The sequence below is a fragment of the Vibrio sp. V30_P3S12P165 genome (assembly GCF_009904905.1).
Lineage (GTDB): Bacteria > Pseudomonadota > Gammaproteobacteria > Enterobacterales > Vibrionaceae > Vibrio > Vibrio fujianensis.
This window is the reverse complement of record NZ_WXWH01000024.1, coordinates 18,124-32,630: the sequence shown is the minus strand read 5'-3', so window position 1 is coordinate 32,630 and position 14,507 is coordinate 18,124. Positions and strand designations below refer to the sequence as shown.

Genomic DNA, 14,507 nt, shown 5'->3' with positions numbered 1-14,507 from the left:
TTGGCAGTTTTTTATATCGAAAAGTGGGGTATTGCGAATTATGCGTTGTATGAAGTCATATTTTTGACGATTTTCAGTGGACTAAAAATTGCATAAAAATAGAAAATAAAGCGGTAACATATCGTTACCTTGTGAACTATTTCAACTTATTGCTGCAGGCCTATGAAATTTACGCTGCCATTTGCGGATAAATTACCCAACATTCCTCAACGTAGCTTACCAGCGGTTGGTGCGCCGATCATGGTTTTGGCCACTTTGGCGATGGTGGTATTACCCATCCCCGCTTTTTTACTCGACTTATTTTTTACCTTTAACATTGCCCTCGCGATGGTCGTATTATTAGTGACTGTTTATACACGACGACCGCTTGATTTTGCAGCCTTCCCGACTGTGCTATTGATTGCAACCTTACTACGTTTAGCCTTGAACGTGGCTTCAACTCGAGTTGTTTTACTGCATGGTCATGAAGGTGCCGGAGCGGCGGGTAACGTTATTGAAGCCTTTGGTAGTGTGGTTATTGGCGGAAATTATGCCGTTGGTTTGGTTGTCTTTCTTATTCTGATGATCATCAACTTTATGGTCGTAACCAAAGGTGCGGGTCGTATTTCGGAGGTAAGCGCTCGCTTTACCTTAGATGCCTTACCCGGTAAGCAGATGGCGATTGATGCTGATTTAAATGCAGGCTTGATCGATCAAGAACAAGCGCGAACTCGACGTTTTGAAGTCACCAAAGAGGCCGATTTTTACGGCTCAATGGACGGTGCGTCTAAATTTGTTAAAGGGGATGCGATTGCTGGTATTCTGATCTTATTTATTAACATTGTTGGCGGGCTTATCATCGGTATGGTTCAGTATGATCTGAATTTTAGCCAGGCGATGGAAATATACATTTTATTAACCATTGGTGATGGCTTGGTGGCTCAAATTCCTTCATTGTTGCTTTCGATTGGCGCTGCGATCATGGTCACGCGTCAAAATACCGATGAAGATATGGGGCAACAGGTCATTTTTCAACTGTTTGATAACCCCAAAGCGTTAACGATTACCGCTGCTATCCTAGGTGTAATGGGGCTTGTCCCGGGTATGCCACATTTCTCTTTCTTAGGTTTAGCTTCCGTAGCGGGCGGTGCCGCTTATTGGCTCCAACGTAAGCAAGCAAAAGCGAAAGAAGATTCACAGGTTCCGGTAAAAAATCAATCAGAGGCAACAACGCCACGAGAACTTTCTTGGGATGATGTACAACCTGTTGACGTCATTGGCTTAGAAGTCGGTTATCGTTTAATACCGTTAGTTGACCGAGACCAAGGTGGCGAGTTACTGGAACGTGTCAAAGGGGTACGAAAAAAGCTTTCGCAAGACTTTGGTTTTTTGATTCCTCCGGTACATATTCGTGACAATTTAGAATTGACGCCGAACAGCTATCGGATCACCTTGATGGGGGTTGCGGTTGGTGAAGCGGAAATTCGACCTGATCAAGAGTTAGCGATTAACCCTGGACAAGTGTACGGCATGATTGATGGTGAGCAAACGTATGATCCTGCATTTGGTTTAGAAGCGATATGGATTAGAGAGGAGCAACGAGAGCACGCGCAAGCGTTAGGTTATACCGTGGTTGATTCATCAACGGTTCTCGCGACGCATCTTAGCCAGCTATTAACCAATAACGCCGCTCAGTTACTTGGCCACGAAGAGGTACAAAATCTATTAGAAATGCTCGGCCGAACAGCGCCAAGATTAGTCGATGGCTTTGTGCCTGATCAACTGCCACTTGGCACTATGGTAAAAGTGTTGCAAAACCTGCTCAACGAAGCGATTCCGATTCGAGATATTCGTACTATCGTACAGACTTTGGCTGAGTACGCGAGTAAGAGTCAAGAACCTGACATTTTAACCGCAGCAGTGCGCATCTCACTGAAACGATTAATTGTTCAGGAAATCAACGGCATAGAGCCTGAATTACCGGTTATTACTTTGGTCCCTGAGCTGGAACAGATATTGCATCAAACTATGCAAGCCTCAGGAGGTGAGTCAGCGGGAATTGAACCTGGTTTAGCTGAACGCTTACAAATGGCACTGAGTCAAGCAACCCAAGAGCAAGAGCTCAAAGGCGAACCTGCTGTGTTGCTAACGTCTGGCGTGTTACGTTCGACCTTGGCCAAGTTTGTCAAAAATACAATCCCGAATTTGCGGGTTCTTTCCTATCAAGAAATCCCAGATGAAAAACAAATTCGAATTGTACAAGCGGTGGGAAATTAACCACCTTAACGTAAAGTACGGATATCTGCTTTGAAAATTAAACGATTTTTTGCCAAAGACATGAGAATGGCTCTGCTACAAGTTAAAGAAGAACTTGGTGCGGATGCTGTCATTATGTCCAATAAAAAAGTCGCAGGTGGCGTCGAAATAGTGGCGGCTGTGGATGGCGAATCCGCCTCAAATACGTCGCTAGCTACGAAGCAATATCGTGCGAATCCGCCTCAGAATAGCAATCGATCTGCTTCATTAGCTTCAACGCCGACTCGACAATCCAGCCGAGAGCTTGCAGAGGATCGGGTCAGCTTACAACAAGCTAATCAGGCTAATGGCCACGGTATGACTGAGCGTTTTGCGAGCATGCTTAAACAATATAGCCATCACCAAACCTCTACAACGGAACCTCGTCAAGACACTGAAGATTCACTGACGGCATTACTTAAGCGAAAACGTAGTTCAACCTCTTCTTATCAAAAAAACAATGAATCAATGTTCTCAAAAGGCGTCGATGAGAAAGGTGCAGCCTCACGGCAACGTGCTCGATTAGACCCCACTCGCTATGAGCAGAATCAAAGTGAAGACATTGCTCTTACTCCGAATGAACTCGAGATCATGCGAGAAGAGATGAACTCCATTCGTCGATTGCTAGAACACCAAGTTTCAGGATTAATGTGGCAAGAAGTTGAGCGACGAGAGCCGTTGCGTGCCATGTTAATTAAACGGTTAGAGCGGATGGGGTTATCGCTGGATCTTGCTGATCAGTTGGCCTGCTATATTCCCGAAGATACACCACCTCCCAAAGCTTGGAAGGCCTTATTAGGCTTAGTTTCAGATCAAATCCCCGTGGTCAAAAAAGATATTTTAAAACGGGGAGGTGTGGTTGCATTGCTAGGGCCTACTGGCGTTGGAAAAACAACCACTGTAGCAAAACTGGCCGCTCGTGCTGCGATGGAATATGGCTCCGATAATGTGGCTTTGATTACCACAGACACTTATCGGATAGGGGCTCATGAGCAGTTATCGATTTATGGCCGAATCATGGGATGCCCAGTAAGAGTTGCTAAAGATTCCAAAGAGTTAGCCGATGTAATCTCTCAGTTACGTCATCGACGATTAATTCTCGTTGATACAGCTGGAATGGGGCAACGTGATGTACGCCTTTCCGAGCAGTTAGATACTTTGATGCAAGAAAGCGGCGAAATGATTCATAGCTATTTAGTGCTTCCCGCTACAGCTCAGCGCAAGGTTCTGCAAGAAACCATCGAGCACTTTAGAAGAATTCCTCTTTCTGGGTGCATTATGACTAAGCTTGATGAATGTTTGAGCTTAGGTGAATTTGTCAGTGTTGTCGTTCAAAACGCGTTGCCGGTTGCTTATATCGCTAATGGGCAGCGTGTTCCTGAAGACATCGTGATTGCTCAGCCAAAATATATGGTAGCAAAAGCCAATGAGTTACTTGAGCAGTCGACAGAAAATGAACCTCATTACTGGAATAGTGATTCAGAGAGATTCTAGGCGGCGGACAGATATGACGGATAATATGATATATGATCAAGCAAGTGGCTTACGCCGTTTAACTCAACCTTCAGTCACCAAAGTGATCGCTGTCACGGGTGGGAAAGGTGGAGTGGGTAAGTCAAACGTGACGCTTGGGATGGCCATCTGTATGGCGCGCCAAGGGAAAAAAGTCATGGTACTGGACGCCGATTTAGGTCTAGCAAATATCGATGTAATGCTGGGGATTCGTCCTAAAAAAAATCTAGGGCACGTTTTGGCTGGCGAATGTGAGCTGAAAGACTCCATTGTTGAAGGGCCTCATGGAATAAAAATTATTCCGGCGACATCTGGAACTCAGTCGATGACGGAGCTTTCCCATGCCCAACACATTGGTTTGATTCGTGCGTTTGGTTCTTTAGAAGATGAAATGGATATTCTGCTTGTTGATACGGCAGCCGGAATTTCTGATATGGTTGTTAGCTTCTCGCGTGCGGCACAAGATGTCGTTGTGGTAGTATGCGATGAGCCCACATCAATCACTGATGCATATGCGCTGATCAAACTTTTAAGCAGAGAACACCAAGTTCAGCGATTTAAAATTGTCGCCAACATGGTGAGAAGCTATCGTGAAGGAAGAGAATTGTTTGCTAAATTAACATTAGTTACCGAACGATTCTTAAATGTGAGCTTGGAACTGGTCGCATGTATCCCGTTAGATGATAATGTACGTCAGGCTGTAAAAAGGCAAAAAATCGTTGTCGACGCCTTTCCACGCTCACCGGCCTCATTGGCAATTAGCTCATTGGCCAATAAAGCCTTAACTTGGCCGATCCCTCGGACGCCAAGTGGTCATTTAGAGTTTTTTGTGGAACGGTTATTAAACCGAACAGAAATAGTAGGGGAACCTTTTGGTGAATAAAGCGCTTACTTATGATCAATATGGACATATGACGAGTCAGAAGCTTTTTCTGGACCAATATGCGGTATTGGTCAAGCGTATTGCTCATCACTTAATTGGCCGTTTACCGCCGAGTGTTTTGATTGAAGACTTAATCCAAGCTGGAATGGTTGGCTTGCTTGAGGCACAAAAAAACTATGATGGAAGTAAGGGAGCGAGTTTTGAAACCTATGCCGGCATTCGCATTCGTGGCGCTATGTTGGATGATATCCGACGTGGGGACTGGGTACCACGCTCTGTACATAAACATAATCGAGAAATTAACCAAGCGATTGCTATACTCGAAGGTGAGTTAGGCCGAAATCCAACAGATTCAGAAGTTGCTCGACATTTATCCATGTCTCTCGAACATTATCATAGTGCACTCAATGATATTAATGGTTCTCGAATTGTCGGCATTGAAGATCTCGGTGTGTCCGATGATGCTATTTCACCGTTAGAAGATGGTGAAGATAATTCTCCTTTTCAGGGCGTCGCTGACGAAGCTTTTCGTAAAGCATTGGTTACGTCAATAAAATCGCTTCCTGAACGTGAAGCTTTAGTACTTTCGCTCTATTATGATGAAGAGCTAAACTTGAAAGAAATCGGTGAAGTAATTGGCGTGAGCGAGTCCCGCGTGAGCCAAATACTGAGCCAATCCATGCAACGTCTGCGAACCAAGTTAAGTTCCTGGACACAAAACGACTAAATATCACTGACTTTGAACTCAGTGGAGGCAATTTTGAATAAAAACATGAAGATCCTTATTGTTGATGATTTTTCAACAATGCGCCGTATCGTTAAAAACCTACTTCGTGATTTGGGTTTCAATAACACGCAAGAAGCAGATGATGGGTTGACGGCGTTGCCTATGCTTAAAAAAGGTGGTTTTGATTTCGTCGTCACTGACTGGAATATGCCGGGTATGCAAGGTATAGATTTACTGAGGAATATTCGTGCGGATGAAGAACTGAAACACTTGCCAGTGTTAATGATTACCGCAGAAGCAAAACGTGAACAAATAATTGAAGCGGCACAGGCTGGAGTCAATGGTTATATCGTAAAACCATTTACGGCTGCTACATTGAAAGAGAAGCTAGAGAAAATCTTTGAGCGTTTATAACGCTAACTTTTATCAATGTAGCAATAGCTATGAAGGCTAACATTATGAATGCCAAACGAATAGACTGCATAAGTAGAAATTTGTTAGCGATAACGGTATTTGATTCATTACGCGAGCAAGGCTAAAACAGGATGATTTCATTAGAACAAGCAAAAGAACTCGTTCAACTGCTAGAGGCAGGGCAGCAAGGTAGCGCCAACCAACTGGTTAAACAGATTTATGAATCTGAAGGAAACCCTGTGCTGCAGGAAATCGGTGTATTAACTCGCGATCTACATGATGCCATGCGGGAGTTTCATGTCGATGAACGGATGAGTCAGATTGCGAATGATGAAATCCCTGATGCGCGTGATCGACTGCATTACGTGATTGATAAAACAGAAGTTGCAGCCAATAAAACCATGGATGCTGTTGAGCGCTGTATGCCGATGGCTGACAACCTTCATGAAAGCTTATTGGTGATTCGTCCTCAATGGAATCAACTGATGCAAGGTCGAATCGAACTGAGTGAGTTTAAAGCCCTTTGTCATCGTATCGACGATCTCCTGTCTCAAGTCGAAGGTGATAGCTGCGAACTACGTGGGCAACTTACCGAGATCTTAATGGCGCAAGACTTCCAAGATTTAACGGGGCAAATCATCCGACGTGTGATCACATTAGTGAACGAAGTCGAAGGTCGTTTAGTGGATATTTTGACCGTATTTGGCAAGAATCAATTACAACAACAATCAGAAAACGTTGAAAAAGCAATTTGCGAACCTGAAGGACCGATTTTAAACCCTCATGAGCGCATTGATGCAGTTTCATCTCAAGACGAAGTCGATGATTTACTGTCGAGTCTTGGATTTTAGGGGTAACGTATGAGCTACGATTTAGACGAAGATATTCTTCAAGACTTTTTGGTTGAAGCCGGTGAGATTTTAGAGCTGCTATCAGAGCAGTTAGTGGAATTAGAAAATAATCCACAAGATCGAGACCTTCTTAATGCTATTTTCCGAGGTTTTCATACGGTAAAAGGTGGTGCGGGTTTCTTAGCGTTAACCGAGTTAGTTGAAACCTGTCATGGCGCAGAAAATGTGTTTGACTACTTACGGAATGGGCAGAGAAGCGTCACTGCGAGTTTGATGGATACCATGCTGCGTGCCCTTGATACGGTCAATGAACAATTTCAAGCGGTACAAAATCGTGAACCAGTGCAACCCGCTGATCCTCAATTAATTGAAGAGTTACACGCGCTATGTAAACCAGAGTCTGAAGATGAGCCTTCTGCTGATCAGCAAACGCCTCCTGCGGCTGAAATTGAAGCAGTAATCGATGAGCCTGTGGTTGAAACTCCTGCAAGTACAGAAAGTACGGTATCCACTGAACATACTACGAGCAGTGGTTCGATTGATGATATCAGTGAAGATGAGTTTGAAAAACTGCTCGACGAACTGCATGGTAAAGGGCGAGCTCCGGGTGCAGAAACGAATACAGCCTCTGCAAGCACTGAGCCAAGTCCTTCAGCACCGACTAGTAGTTCTTCAAACAGTGATTCTTCAAGTGGTGATATCACCGATGATGAATTTGAAAAACTGCTCGATGAGTTACACGGCCAAGGCAAGGGGCCTTCTGTGCATGAGACATCTGCTTCATCAACGCCAGATAAAACATCAACAACTTCAGATAAAACATCAACAAATCCAGCGGCAAGCTCCAGTTTTAGTTCCGATAGTGATTTGATGACAGATGAAGAGTTTGAACGCTTATTAGATGAGTTACACGGCTCAGGTAAAGGGCCTTCTATCGATGAACTTGAAATGGCGACAAAGCCTGCTAGCGCGATCAGCCAATCATCAACGAGCGTAAGTCAAACGACAGATAGCAAAACTGCAGCCCAAACGCCTGTGGAAAAAGCTGCTTCGTCGGCTGTGACTTCTCCTGTAAAAGCGACCCCTACTGCTGAAAAACGTGAAGTTACGACAGCGGCGAGTCCGGTGAAAAAACCACAACAACAGGTAGAGGCCACAGTTCGAGTTGATACATCCACGCTCGATACTATTATGAATATGGTTGGTGAACTGGTTTTAGTTCGAAACCGCTTGTTGAGCTTGGGACTAAATAGTAATGATGAAGAAATGTCTAAAGCGGTTTCGAATTTAGATGTTGTCACGGCAGATCTACAGGGTGCGGTGATGAAAACTCGCATGCAACCGATTAAAAAAGTATTTGGTCGCTTTCCTCGTGTCGTCCGTGATTTAGCTCGAACACTTAAAAAAGATATTGTGTTGGAATTACGCGGTGAAGAAACCGATCTAGATAAAAACCTAGTTGAGGCATTGGCCGATCCTCTGATTCACTTGGTTCGTAATTCAGTCGATCATGGTATAGAAATGCCCGATGATCGAGTGGCATCTGGCAAACCGCGCACCGGTAAAGTCATTTTATCTGCTTCCCAAGAGGGGGATCATATTGAGCTTGCTATCGTCGATGATGGTGGTGGTATGGACCCCGATAAATTGAGAGCGATTGCCGTGAAACGTGGCATGATGGACGAAGATGCCGCTTCTCGCTTAACTAATAAAGAATGCTTTAACCTTATCTTTATGCCTGGCTTCTCAAGTAAAGAGAAAATTTCAGATATCTCAGGCCGTGGTGTTGGGATGGATGTGGTTAAAACGGCAATTAATACGTTAAATGGTTCGATTGATATAGATTCAGAACTGGGTAAAGGCACCAAAATTACCATCAAAGTTCCCCTCACGTTAGCAATTCTACCCACCTTAATGGTAGGTGTTGCTGGGCATCCTTTTGCTTTGCCTCTAGCGAGTGTGAATGAAATATTCCATCTTGATTTAAGTCGTACGAACGTGGTTGATGGCCAATTAACCATTATTGTTCGTGATAAATCAATTCCCCTTTTCTATTTGCAAAATTGGTTAGCCCCACAAGCTGGCATGGTTGAAGCCCGTAAAGGGCATGGGCATGTTGTTATCGTACAGATAGGTAATCAACGCGTCGGCTTTGTGGTGGATACTTTAATTGGGCAGGAAGAAGTCGTGATTAAACCTCTCGATAAACTGCTTCAGGGGACGCCAGGTATGGCCGGAGCGACGATTACCAGTGATGGGCATATTGCGCTGATATTGGATATATCTGATTTACTGAAAAAATACGCGGCAGCCTCGCGTTTTTAGTAGCGTTTCGCTACTTAATAATAAGGATAACTATGGCGATTAAAGTATTAGTTGTTGATGATTCAAGCTTCTTTCGACGTCGAGTGAGTGAGATCATCAATGCCGAATCGCGTTTAGAAGTCATTGATGTGGCAACAAATGGTCGTGAAGCTGTAGATAAAGCTTTGCGCTTAAAACCTGATGTCATCACGATGGACATTGAAATGCCCATTATGGATGGTATCACGGCTGTACGTGAGATTATGGCGAATAATCCCACCCCAATTTTGATGTTTTCCTCACTCACGCATGATGGAGCGAAAGCGACGTTAGATGCGTTAGATGCGGGGGCTCTCGATTTTCTCCCGAAAAAATTTGAAGATATTGCTCGTAATCGAGATGAAGCCGTCTCGCTACTTCAGCAAAAAGTGATGGATATTGCAGGCAAGAGAACGTTTATGCGTCGTAGCCTGCTTGCAAAATCGCCTGTGACATCAAGTGGTTCGACACGTCAGGTCTCGCCTTCGACCTCGAATTCGAGTGCTGCGAGTCGTCAGGCTGCGCCTGTTGCTCGTTTTAAAGCATCGGGGAAAAAATATCAGTTAACCGCGATCGGAACATCGACAGGGGGGCCGGTTGCATTACAAAAAATTCTGACTAAGTTACCAGCGAATTACCCGCATCCCATCGTACTCATTCAGCATATGCCAGCGACGTTTACCGCAGCCTTTGCCAGTCGCCTTAATTCATTGTGCAAAATTGAAGTCAAAGAAGCAGAAGATGGGGATATGTTACGTCCCGGTGTTGCCTATCTTGCGCCGGGTGGCAAACAGATGATGATCGATGGTCGACCCGGGGCAGCACGCCTTCGTATTATTGATGGCGGTGAGAGAATGAATTATAAGCCTTGTGTTGATATCACTTTTGGCTCTGCCTCGAAAATATTTGGTGATAAAGTGCTATCTATGGTGCTGACTGGAATGGGGGCTGATGGACGAGAAGGCGCTCGCATGCTAAAAGCCGTTGGTGCCACGATTTGGGCGCAAGATGAAGAGAGTTGCGTAGTATATGGAATGCCTCAAGCGGTAGCGAAAGCTGGGATTTCATCGGAAGATCTTCCTCTCGAACGTATTGCTGAGCGGATATTGGTTGAAGTCGGTCTGAATTAAGGAAGCATCATGATTGTTTGGAGCGTTGCGAACCAAAAAGGAGGCGTCGGTAAGACGACAACGACTATCACCCTCGCGGGCCTACTGAGTAAACAAGGCAAACGTGTGTTGTTGGTGGATACCGATCCCCATGCGTCGTTAACAACGTATCTAGGTTATGATTCTGATGCGATACCGGCGAGTTTATTTGATCTTTTTCAATTACGTGATTTTACCGAGCAAAGTGTTGAGCCGCTGATTTTACAAACGGATATTGAAGGCATCGATCTTATCCCCGCTCATATGTCTTTAGCGACGCTGGATCGTGTCATGGGCAATCGCAGTGGTATGGGGCTTATTCTTAAACGCGCATTACTCGCTTTGCGTGCCAGTTATGATTACGTCTTAATTGATTGCCCTCCTATCCTCGGTGTGATGATGGTCAATGCTTTGGCTGCTAGTGATCGTATTTTAATACCAGTGCAAACCGAGTTCCTGGCAATGAAAGGGCTTGAACGCATGGTTCGTACTTTAGCTATTATGCAAAAGTCTCGTAGTCGTGAGTTTAAAGTGACCATTGTACCCACGATGTATGATAAACGGACTCGTGCTTCATTACAGACACTTAATCAATTAAAAAAAGACTATCCCGAGCAAGTTTGGACTTCAGCGGTACCAATTGATACAAAATTCAGAGATGCCAGCTTAAAACGCTTGCCCGTTTCCCACTTTGCAGAAGGATGTCGTGGTGTCTTTGCCTATAAACAACTGTTGTTGTTTTTAGAGAGGCTAGCCATCAATGAGTAGCCCATTATTATCCAGTGAACAAGCTTTAGAAGATTACTTTACTGCGTTATTAGCAGAAGAGCTTGATGATCAGAGTCCTCAAGCAACATTGGATGCTCCGGTAATCCAACCATCACTTGAGCCTCAACCTGCTCCTGCGCTTAAAGTGGAAAGTGAGGTTGACTATGTTGATCAAACTTTAGTTGAATTTGAATTACCCAACTTAGAGGATGTAGAACGATTACTGAGTCAGTTAGAAACCAGTAATCCAGTGGATGAACTCGGTATTGACGATATTTTAGAGCAAAACACGCAGCAAATAGCTCAGTCGATTCCGCAGCCTCTCGTAACAGAAGAAATTCAAGAATGGGAAATCGAACCTTATCAACAAGAGGTTGCCCCCATTACAGTTGAGGTTGTTAAAGAAGCGCAACAACAGGTGCAACCTGAAGTGGCAGAAGCGGTCGCTAGCCACCATACTGAAGAAGTAGAGTCGCAAGCTGATGATACAGCACAAGCTGAAGTGTCACCCATTGGTCATTGGAACTGCCCAGTTCGTGAAGCGAATTTCCAAGTACTTTACTTTGAAGTTAATGGTGTCACTTTTGCTGTTCCGCTTGATGAGCTGGGTGGTATTCATCGCAAAGCGACACTGAATCATTTAATTGGTCGTCCACCATGGTATCTAGGGCTACAAACGAGTCGAGAGCATCAGTTAGATGTGGTTGATACGGCAAAATGGGTCATGGCTGAAAAGTTACGCGATGATTCATATAAAGAAGAGTATCAATACATTGTTATGTTAGATGAAAGTATGTGGGGGCTTGCTTGTAGCAAACTATTAGGAACAGAATGGCTAAGTAGTGATAAAGTCCGTTGGCGGGAGCAGGTGGGCAAACGTCCTTGGCTTGCGGGAATGGTTAAAGAAAAAATGTGTGCGTTGATTCATGTTCAAGCATTAATCGCTATGCTTAATGCAGGGCTTGATGTCAAAGCACTCGATAAATAATTTATATATTTGTCGGTAACGACTTAGAGAGGAAACGGTATGTCTGAAGTAAAAGTGAGAAAAGAACACTCAAACGATGAAGTGCTTCAGTGGGTGACATTTCAATTGGAAGAAGAGACCTATGGCATTAATGTGATGCAAGTGCGTGAAGTTTTGCGTTACACCGAAATTGCCCCAGTTCCCGGATCACCAGATTATGTACTGGGTATTATCAACCTACGTGGAAACGTGGTTACCGTGATCGACACTCGTTCACGTTTTGGTCTGATGTCTGGTGAAATTACCGATAATACACGTATCATCGTTATTGAATCAGAGCGCCAAGTTATTGGTATCTTGGTCGATAGTGTTGCCGAAGTCGTTTACCTGCGTTCTTCTGAAATTGATACCACACCGAGTGTTGGCACTGATGAAAGTTCTAAATTTATTCAAGGTGTTAGCAATCGCGATGGCAAGCTACTGATTTTAGTTGATCTGAACAAGCTGTTGTCAGAAGAAGAATGGGATGAAATGGCTCATTTATAATGGGTGATTTTTTCGATTTAACGCCTCCTGTTTTAGCTGGAGGCGGGTTATTGGTAGCACTATTACTCATATTTTGCCTAGTGGCATTGCATCGAAAGCTGATTCGCCAAGCCGATTATTTTCGTCAGCAGGCTCGTAGCTTAGATAAATCGCTACAAAAATCGACCAAACAGCTGTTAGAAATACGTTCAGCCGCTATTGGGCTTGGGCAACGAGTGACAGAACAGCAAGAGATGATTGCTCATCTCAGTGAGCGCCTTAAGCAGTTAGAAAACGCGGATACTGATGCTCGCTTGTATAGTCGTGCTAGTAAAATGGCAAAGCTTGGTGCCGACATTAATGAGCTGATTGAGGAATGTGAATTGCCTAAGGCTGAAGCTGAGTTGATGCTTTCATTGCAAAAAAAGTTAACAGGCAAAGAGGCCGTCCCACCACTGACTAGCGATCCAGATAGAAAACAGCCTTATCCAACTGGAAAAAAACGCTAAAATAAGTTCCCTCTTTTGATTAAGGAAGTGTTAGAGCTTCCTTTTTTATTTTTTGCTATTTAGAGAGAGTCGCATCGAGTCCTTTCTTTTTTTTCGCCCTATCAGGTCTATATACCCATATAAAACCAAAGGCTTAATTTACCTTTTCTTACCAAAAAATTAACAAATTCTTATTTGTTTTCGTGACCCAGAATACCCTTATTCTATTTTGTCTTTTTATGGCTGTGTTAATATGGTCGACCCAACATATTGATATAGAAGCTCATGCTGGAAGCAAAAAATCTCACGGCAATTCGAGATGATCGAGTGCTCTTTGAAGAATTGTCTTTTAACATTCAAGCGGGTGAGCTGGTTCAGGTTGAAGGTCGAAATGGTACGGGTAAAACTACGTTGCTGAGGATGATTACCGGGCTGGGTAACCTTGATGCTGGTCAGATACTCTGGAAGGGAGAGAATATCGCGCAAGACCGCGAAAGTTTTCACCGCGATCTCCTTTTTCTTGGCCATCAAACGGGGATTAAACGTGAATTGACTCCGTTAGAAAATCTGCGTTTTTATCAAAAGGTGAGCAACAGTACTTGCGAGGATCAGCCGTTGTATCAAGCCTTAGCCAAAGTTGGGCTGGTAGGGGTTGAAGAAGTGCCTGTTGCTCAGTTGTCTGCAGGACAGCAGCGTCGAGTTGCTTTGGCTCGTCTCTGGTTAAGTGAGCACTTACTGTGGGTTTTAGATGAGCCGTTAACTGCTATCGATAAACAGGGTGTTTGGGTTCTGGAACAACTTTTCTTACGTCATACAGAGGTTGGAGGCATGATTATGTTAACGACCCATCAGGACATGTTTACTGATAATGCGAAATTGAGAAAAATTAAACTGGGAGTGGAGCCATGTTCTCGTTGATGATCACAATTGTTCGTCGAGAGCTGCTGATTGCCTATCGTCGTCAGGCTGATATTGTTAATCCTCTGTGGTTTTTTATTATTGTGATAACGCTCTTTCCGCTCAGTATTGGCCCAGATCCGGTACTTTTATCTCGAATCTCTTCCGGTATTCTTTGGGTTGCTGCTCTGTTATCGGCACTACTGTCACTAGAGCGATTGTTACGTGACGATTTTCAAGATGGTGCATTAGAGCAAATGATGCTAATGCCAACGCCTCTTTCTGTCGTCGTCATAGCCAAAGTGTTCGCACACTGGTTATTAACTGGTGTTCCTCTTATTTTGATCAGCCCTCTGCTTGCTATATTGCTAGCGTTAGACTTCAATACCTGGTTGGCCGCGGTTTGTACACTGACCTTGGGCACGCCAACATTAAGTTTTGTGGGAGCCATTGGTGTTGCGTTAACCGTGGGGCTACAAAAAGGTGGTGTATTGCTCAGTTTATTGGTACTACCGCTGTATATTCCGATTTTAATTTTTGCCACATCAGCAATTGATGCTGCAGCCTTGGGTATACCATATGCTGGGCAATTGGCTATTTTAGGCGCGATGCTTATGGGGGCAATAACCTTAACGCCATTAGCCATCAGTGCGGCTTTACGAATTAGTGTGCATTAGTCGGTTTGATTCCGATTAAGTGAATAATAATCT

At 44.1% G+C, this 14,507-nt stretch carries 13 protein-coding genes and 2 pseudogenes; all 15 read left to right on the top strand.

From position 1 onward, the window contains the following. Positions 1 to 162: 162 nt before the first annotated feature. Entirely contained in the window at positions 163 to 2,256 is a 2,094-nt protein-coding gene (flhA, locus tag CAG57_RS05250) for a flagellar biosynthesis protein FlhA (RefSeq protein WP_099611473.1), read from the top strand. A 30-nt stretch (positions 2,257 to 2,286) separates the two neighbouring features. Then, positions 2,287 to 3,768 (top strand): flagellar biosynthesis protein FlhF, encoded by a 1,482-nt coding sequence (gene flhF / locus CAG57_RS05245; protein ID WP_161427356.1) that lies wholly within the window; start codon positions 2,287 to 2,289, stop codon positions 3,766 to 3,768. 13 nt (positions 3,769 to 3,781) lie between these two features. Next, positions 3,782 to 4,669, top strand: a complete 888-nt coding sequence (locus CAG57_RS05240) for a MinD/ParA family protein (RefSeq protein WP_161427355.1) — start codon at positions 3,782 to 3,784, stop codon at positions 4,667 to 4,669. Further along, positions 4,662 to 5,396: an RNA polymerase sigma factor FliA gene (locus CAG57_RS05235; RefSeq protein ID WP_099611470.1), complete on the top strand. Its 735-nt coding sequence runs from the start codon at positions 4,662 to 4,664 to the stop codon at positions 5,394 to 5,396. The genes CAG57_RS05240 and CAG57_RS05235 overlap by 8 nt, the downstream gene beginning before the upstream one ends. Positions 5,397 to 5,441: 45 nt before the next feature. Then, positions 5,442 to 5,810, top strand: a complete 369-nt coding sequence (gene cheY / locus CAG57_RS05230; RefSeq protein WP_078925277.1) for a chemotaxis response regulator CheY — start codon at positions 5,442 to 5,444, stop codon at positions 5,808 to 5,810. Positions 5,811 to 5,941: 131 nt separating this feature from the next. Next, positions 5,942 to 6,661: a protein phosphatase CheZ gene (locus CAG57_RS05225; protein WP_099611469.1), complete on the top strand. Its 720-nt coding sequence runs from the start codon at positions 5,942 to 5,944 to the stop codon at positions 6,659 to 6,661. Between the two features lie 9 nt (positions 6,662 to 6,670). Beyond that, positions 6,671 to 7,426 (top strand): annotated as a pseudogene (locus CAG57_RS16280) (Hpt domain-containing protein); the annotation flags it as partial. A 99-nt stretch (positions 7,427 to 7,525) separates the two neighbouring features. Further along, positions 7,526 to 8,986: pseudogene (locus CAG57_RS16275) on the top strand (chemotaxis protein CheA); the annotation flags it as partial. Positions 8,987 to 9,018: 32 nt separating this feature from the next. Then, positions 9,019 to 10,134 carry a protein-glutamate methylesterase/protein-glutamine glutaminase gene (locus CAG57_RS16040; protein ID WP_202597826.1) on the top strand — a complete coding sequence of 372 codons (1,116 nt, stop codon included), beginning with the start codon at positions 9,019 to 9,021 and terminating at the stop codon, positions 10,132 to 10,134. Between the two features lie 9 nt (positions 10,135 to 10,143). After that, positions 10,144 to 10,920, top strand: coding sequence for a ParA family protein (locus CAG57_RS16035; RefSeq protein ID WP_170886641.1), 777 nt, complete (start codon positions 10,144 to 10,146; stop codon positions 10,918 to 10,920). Beyond that, on the top strand, positions 10,913 to 11,908 hold the full coding sequence (locus CAG57_RS05210) for a chemotaxis protein CheW (RefSeq protein ID WP_161427353.1): 996 nt from the start codon (positions 10,913 to 10,915) through the stop codon (positions 11,906 to 11,908). The genes CAG57_RS16035 and CAG57_RS05210 overlap by 8 nt, the downstream gene beginning before the upstream one ends. Positions 11,909 to 11,947: 39 nt before the next feature. Next, a complete protein-coding gene (locus CAG57_RS05205; protein WP_099611466.1) occupies positions 11,948 to 12,433 on the top strand; it encodes a chemotaxis protein CheW in 486 nt (161 codons plus the stop codon). Next, the gene (locus CAG57_RS05200; protein ID WP_161427352.1) at positions 12,433 to 12,921 is read left to right on the top strand and encodes a DUF2802 domain-containing protein; all 489 of its coding nucleotides are present in this window, start codon (positions 12,433 to 12,435) and stop codon (positions 12,919 to 12,921) included. The genes CAG57_RS05205 and CAG57_RS05200 overlap by 1 nt, the downstream gene beginning before the upstream one ends. 264 nt (positions 12,922 to 13,185) lie before the next feature. After that, complete coding sequence (gene ccmA / locus CAG57_RS05195) at positions 13,186 to 13,818, top strand: cytochrome c biogenesis heme-transporting ATPase CcmA (protein WP_161427351.1); 633 nt, start codon at positions 13,186 to 13,188, stop codon at positions 13,816 to 13,818. Then, positions 13,806 to 14,474 (top strand): heme exporter protein CcmB, encoded by a 669-nt coding sequence (gene ccmB, locus CAG57_RS05190; protein WP_099611463.1) that lies wholly within the window; start codon positions 13,806 to 13,808, stop codon positions 14,472 to 14,474. The genes ccmA and ccmB overlap by 13 nt, the downstream gene beginning before the upstream one ends. The last annotated feature ends 33 nt before the right edge of the window (positions 14,475 to 14,507 follow it).

Bases quoted from the DNA above. Each gene is read 5' to 3' on its own strand.
- cheY (WP_078925277.1), top strand. From the start codon at position 5,442: ATGAAGATCCTTATTGTTGATGATTTTTCAACAATGCGCCGTATCGTT.
- CAG57_RS16040 (WP_202597826.1), top strand. From the start codon at position 9,019: ATGGCGATTAAAGTATTAGTTGTTGATGATTCAAGCTTCTTTCGACGT.
- CAG57_RS05240 (WP_161427355.1), top strand. From the start codon at position 3,782: ATGACGGATAATATGATATATGATCAAGCAAGTGGCTTACGCCGTTTA.
- flhA (WP_099611473.1), top strand. From the start codon at position 163: ATGAAATTTACGCTGCCATTTGCGGATAAATTACCCAACATTCCTCAA.
- CAG57_RS16035 (WP_170886641.1), top strand. From the start codon at position 10,144: ATGATTGTTTGGAGCGTTGCGAACCAAAAAGGAGGCGTCGGTAAGACG.
- ccmA (WP_161427351.1), top strand. From the start codon at position 13,186: ATGCTGGAAGCAAAAAATCTCACGGCAATTCGAGATGATCGAGTGCTC.
- ccmB (WP_099611463.1), top strand. From the start codon at position 13,806: ATGTTCTCGTTGATGATCACAATTGTTCGTCGAGAGCTGCTGATTGCC.
- CAG57_RS05225 (WP_099611469.1), top strand. From the start codon at position 5,942: ATGATTTCATTAGAACAAGCAAAAGAACTCGTTCAACTGCTAGAGGCA.
- CAG57_RS05205 (WP_099611466.1), top strand. From the start codon at position 11,948: ATGTCTGAAGTAAAAGTGAGAAAAGAACACTCAAACGATGAAGTGCTT.
- CAG57_RS05210 (WP_161427353.1), top strand. From the start codon at position 10,913: ATGAGTAGCCCATTATTATCCAGTGAACAAGCTTTAGAAGATTACTTT.
- CAG57_RS05200 (WP_161427352.1), top strand. From the start codon at position 12,433: ATGGGTGATTTTTTCGATTTAACGCCTCCTGTTTTAGCTGGAGGCGGG.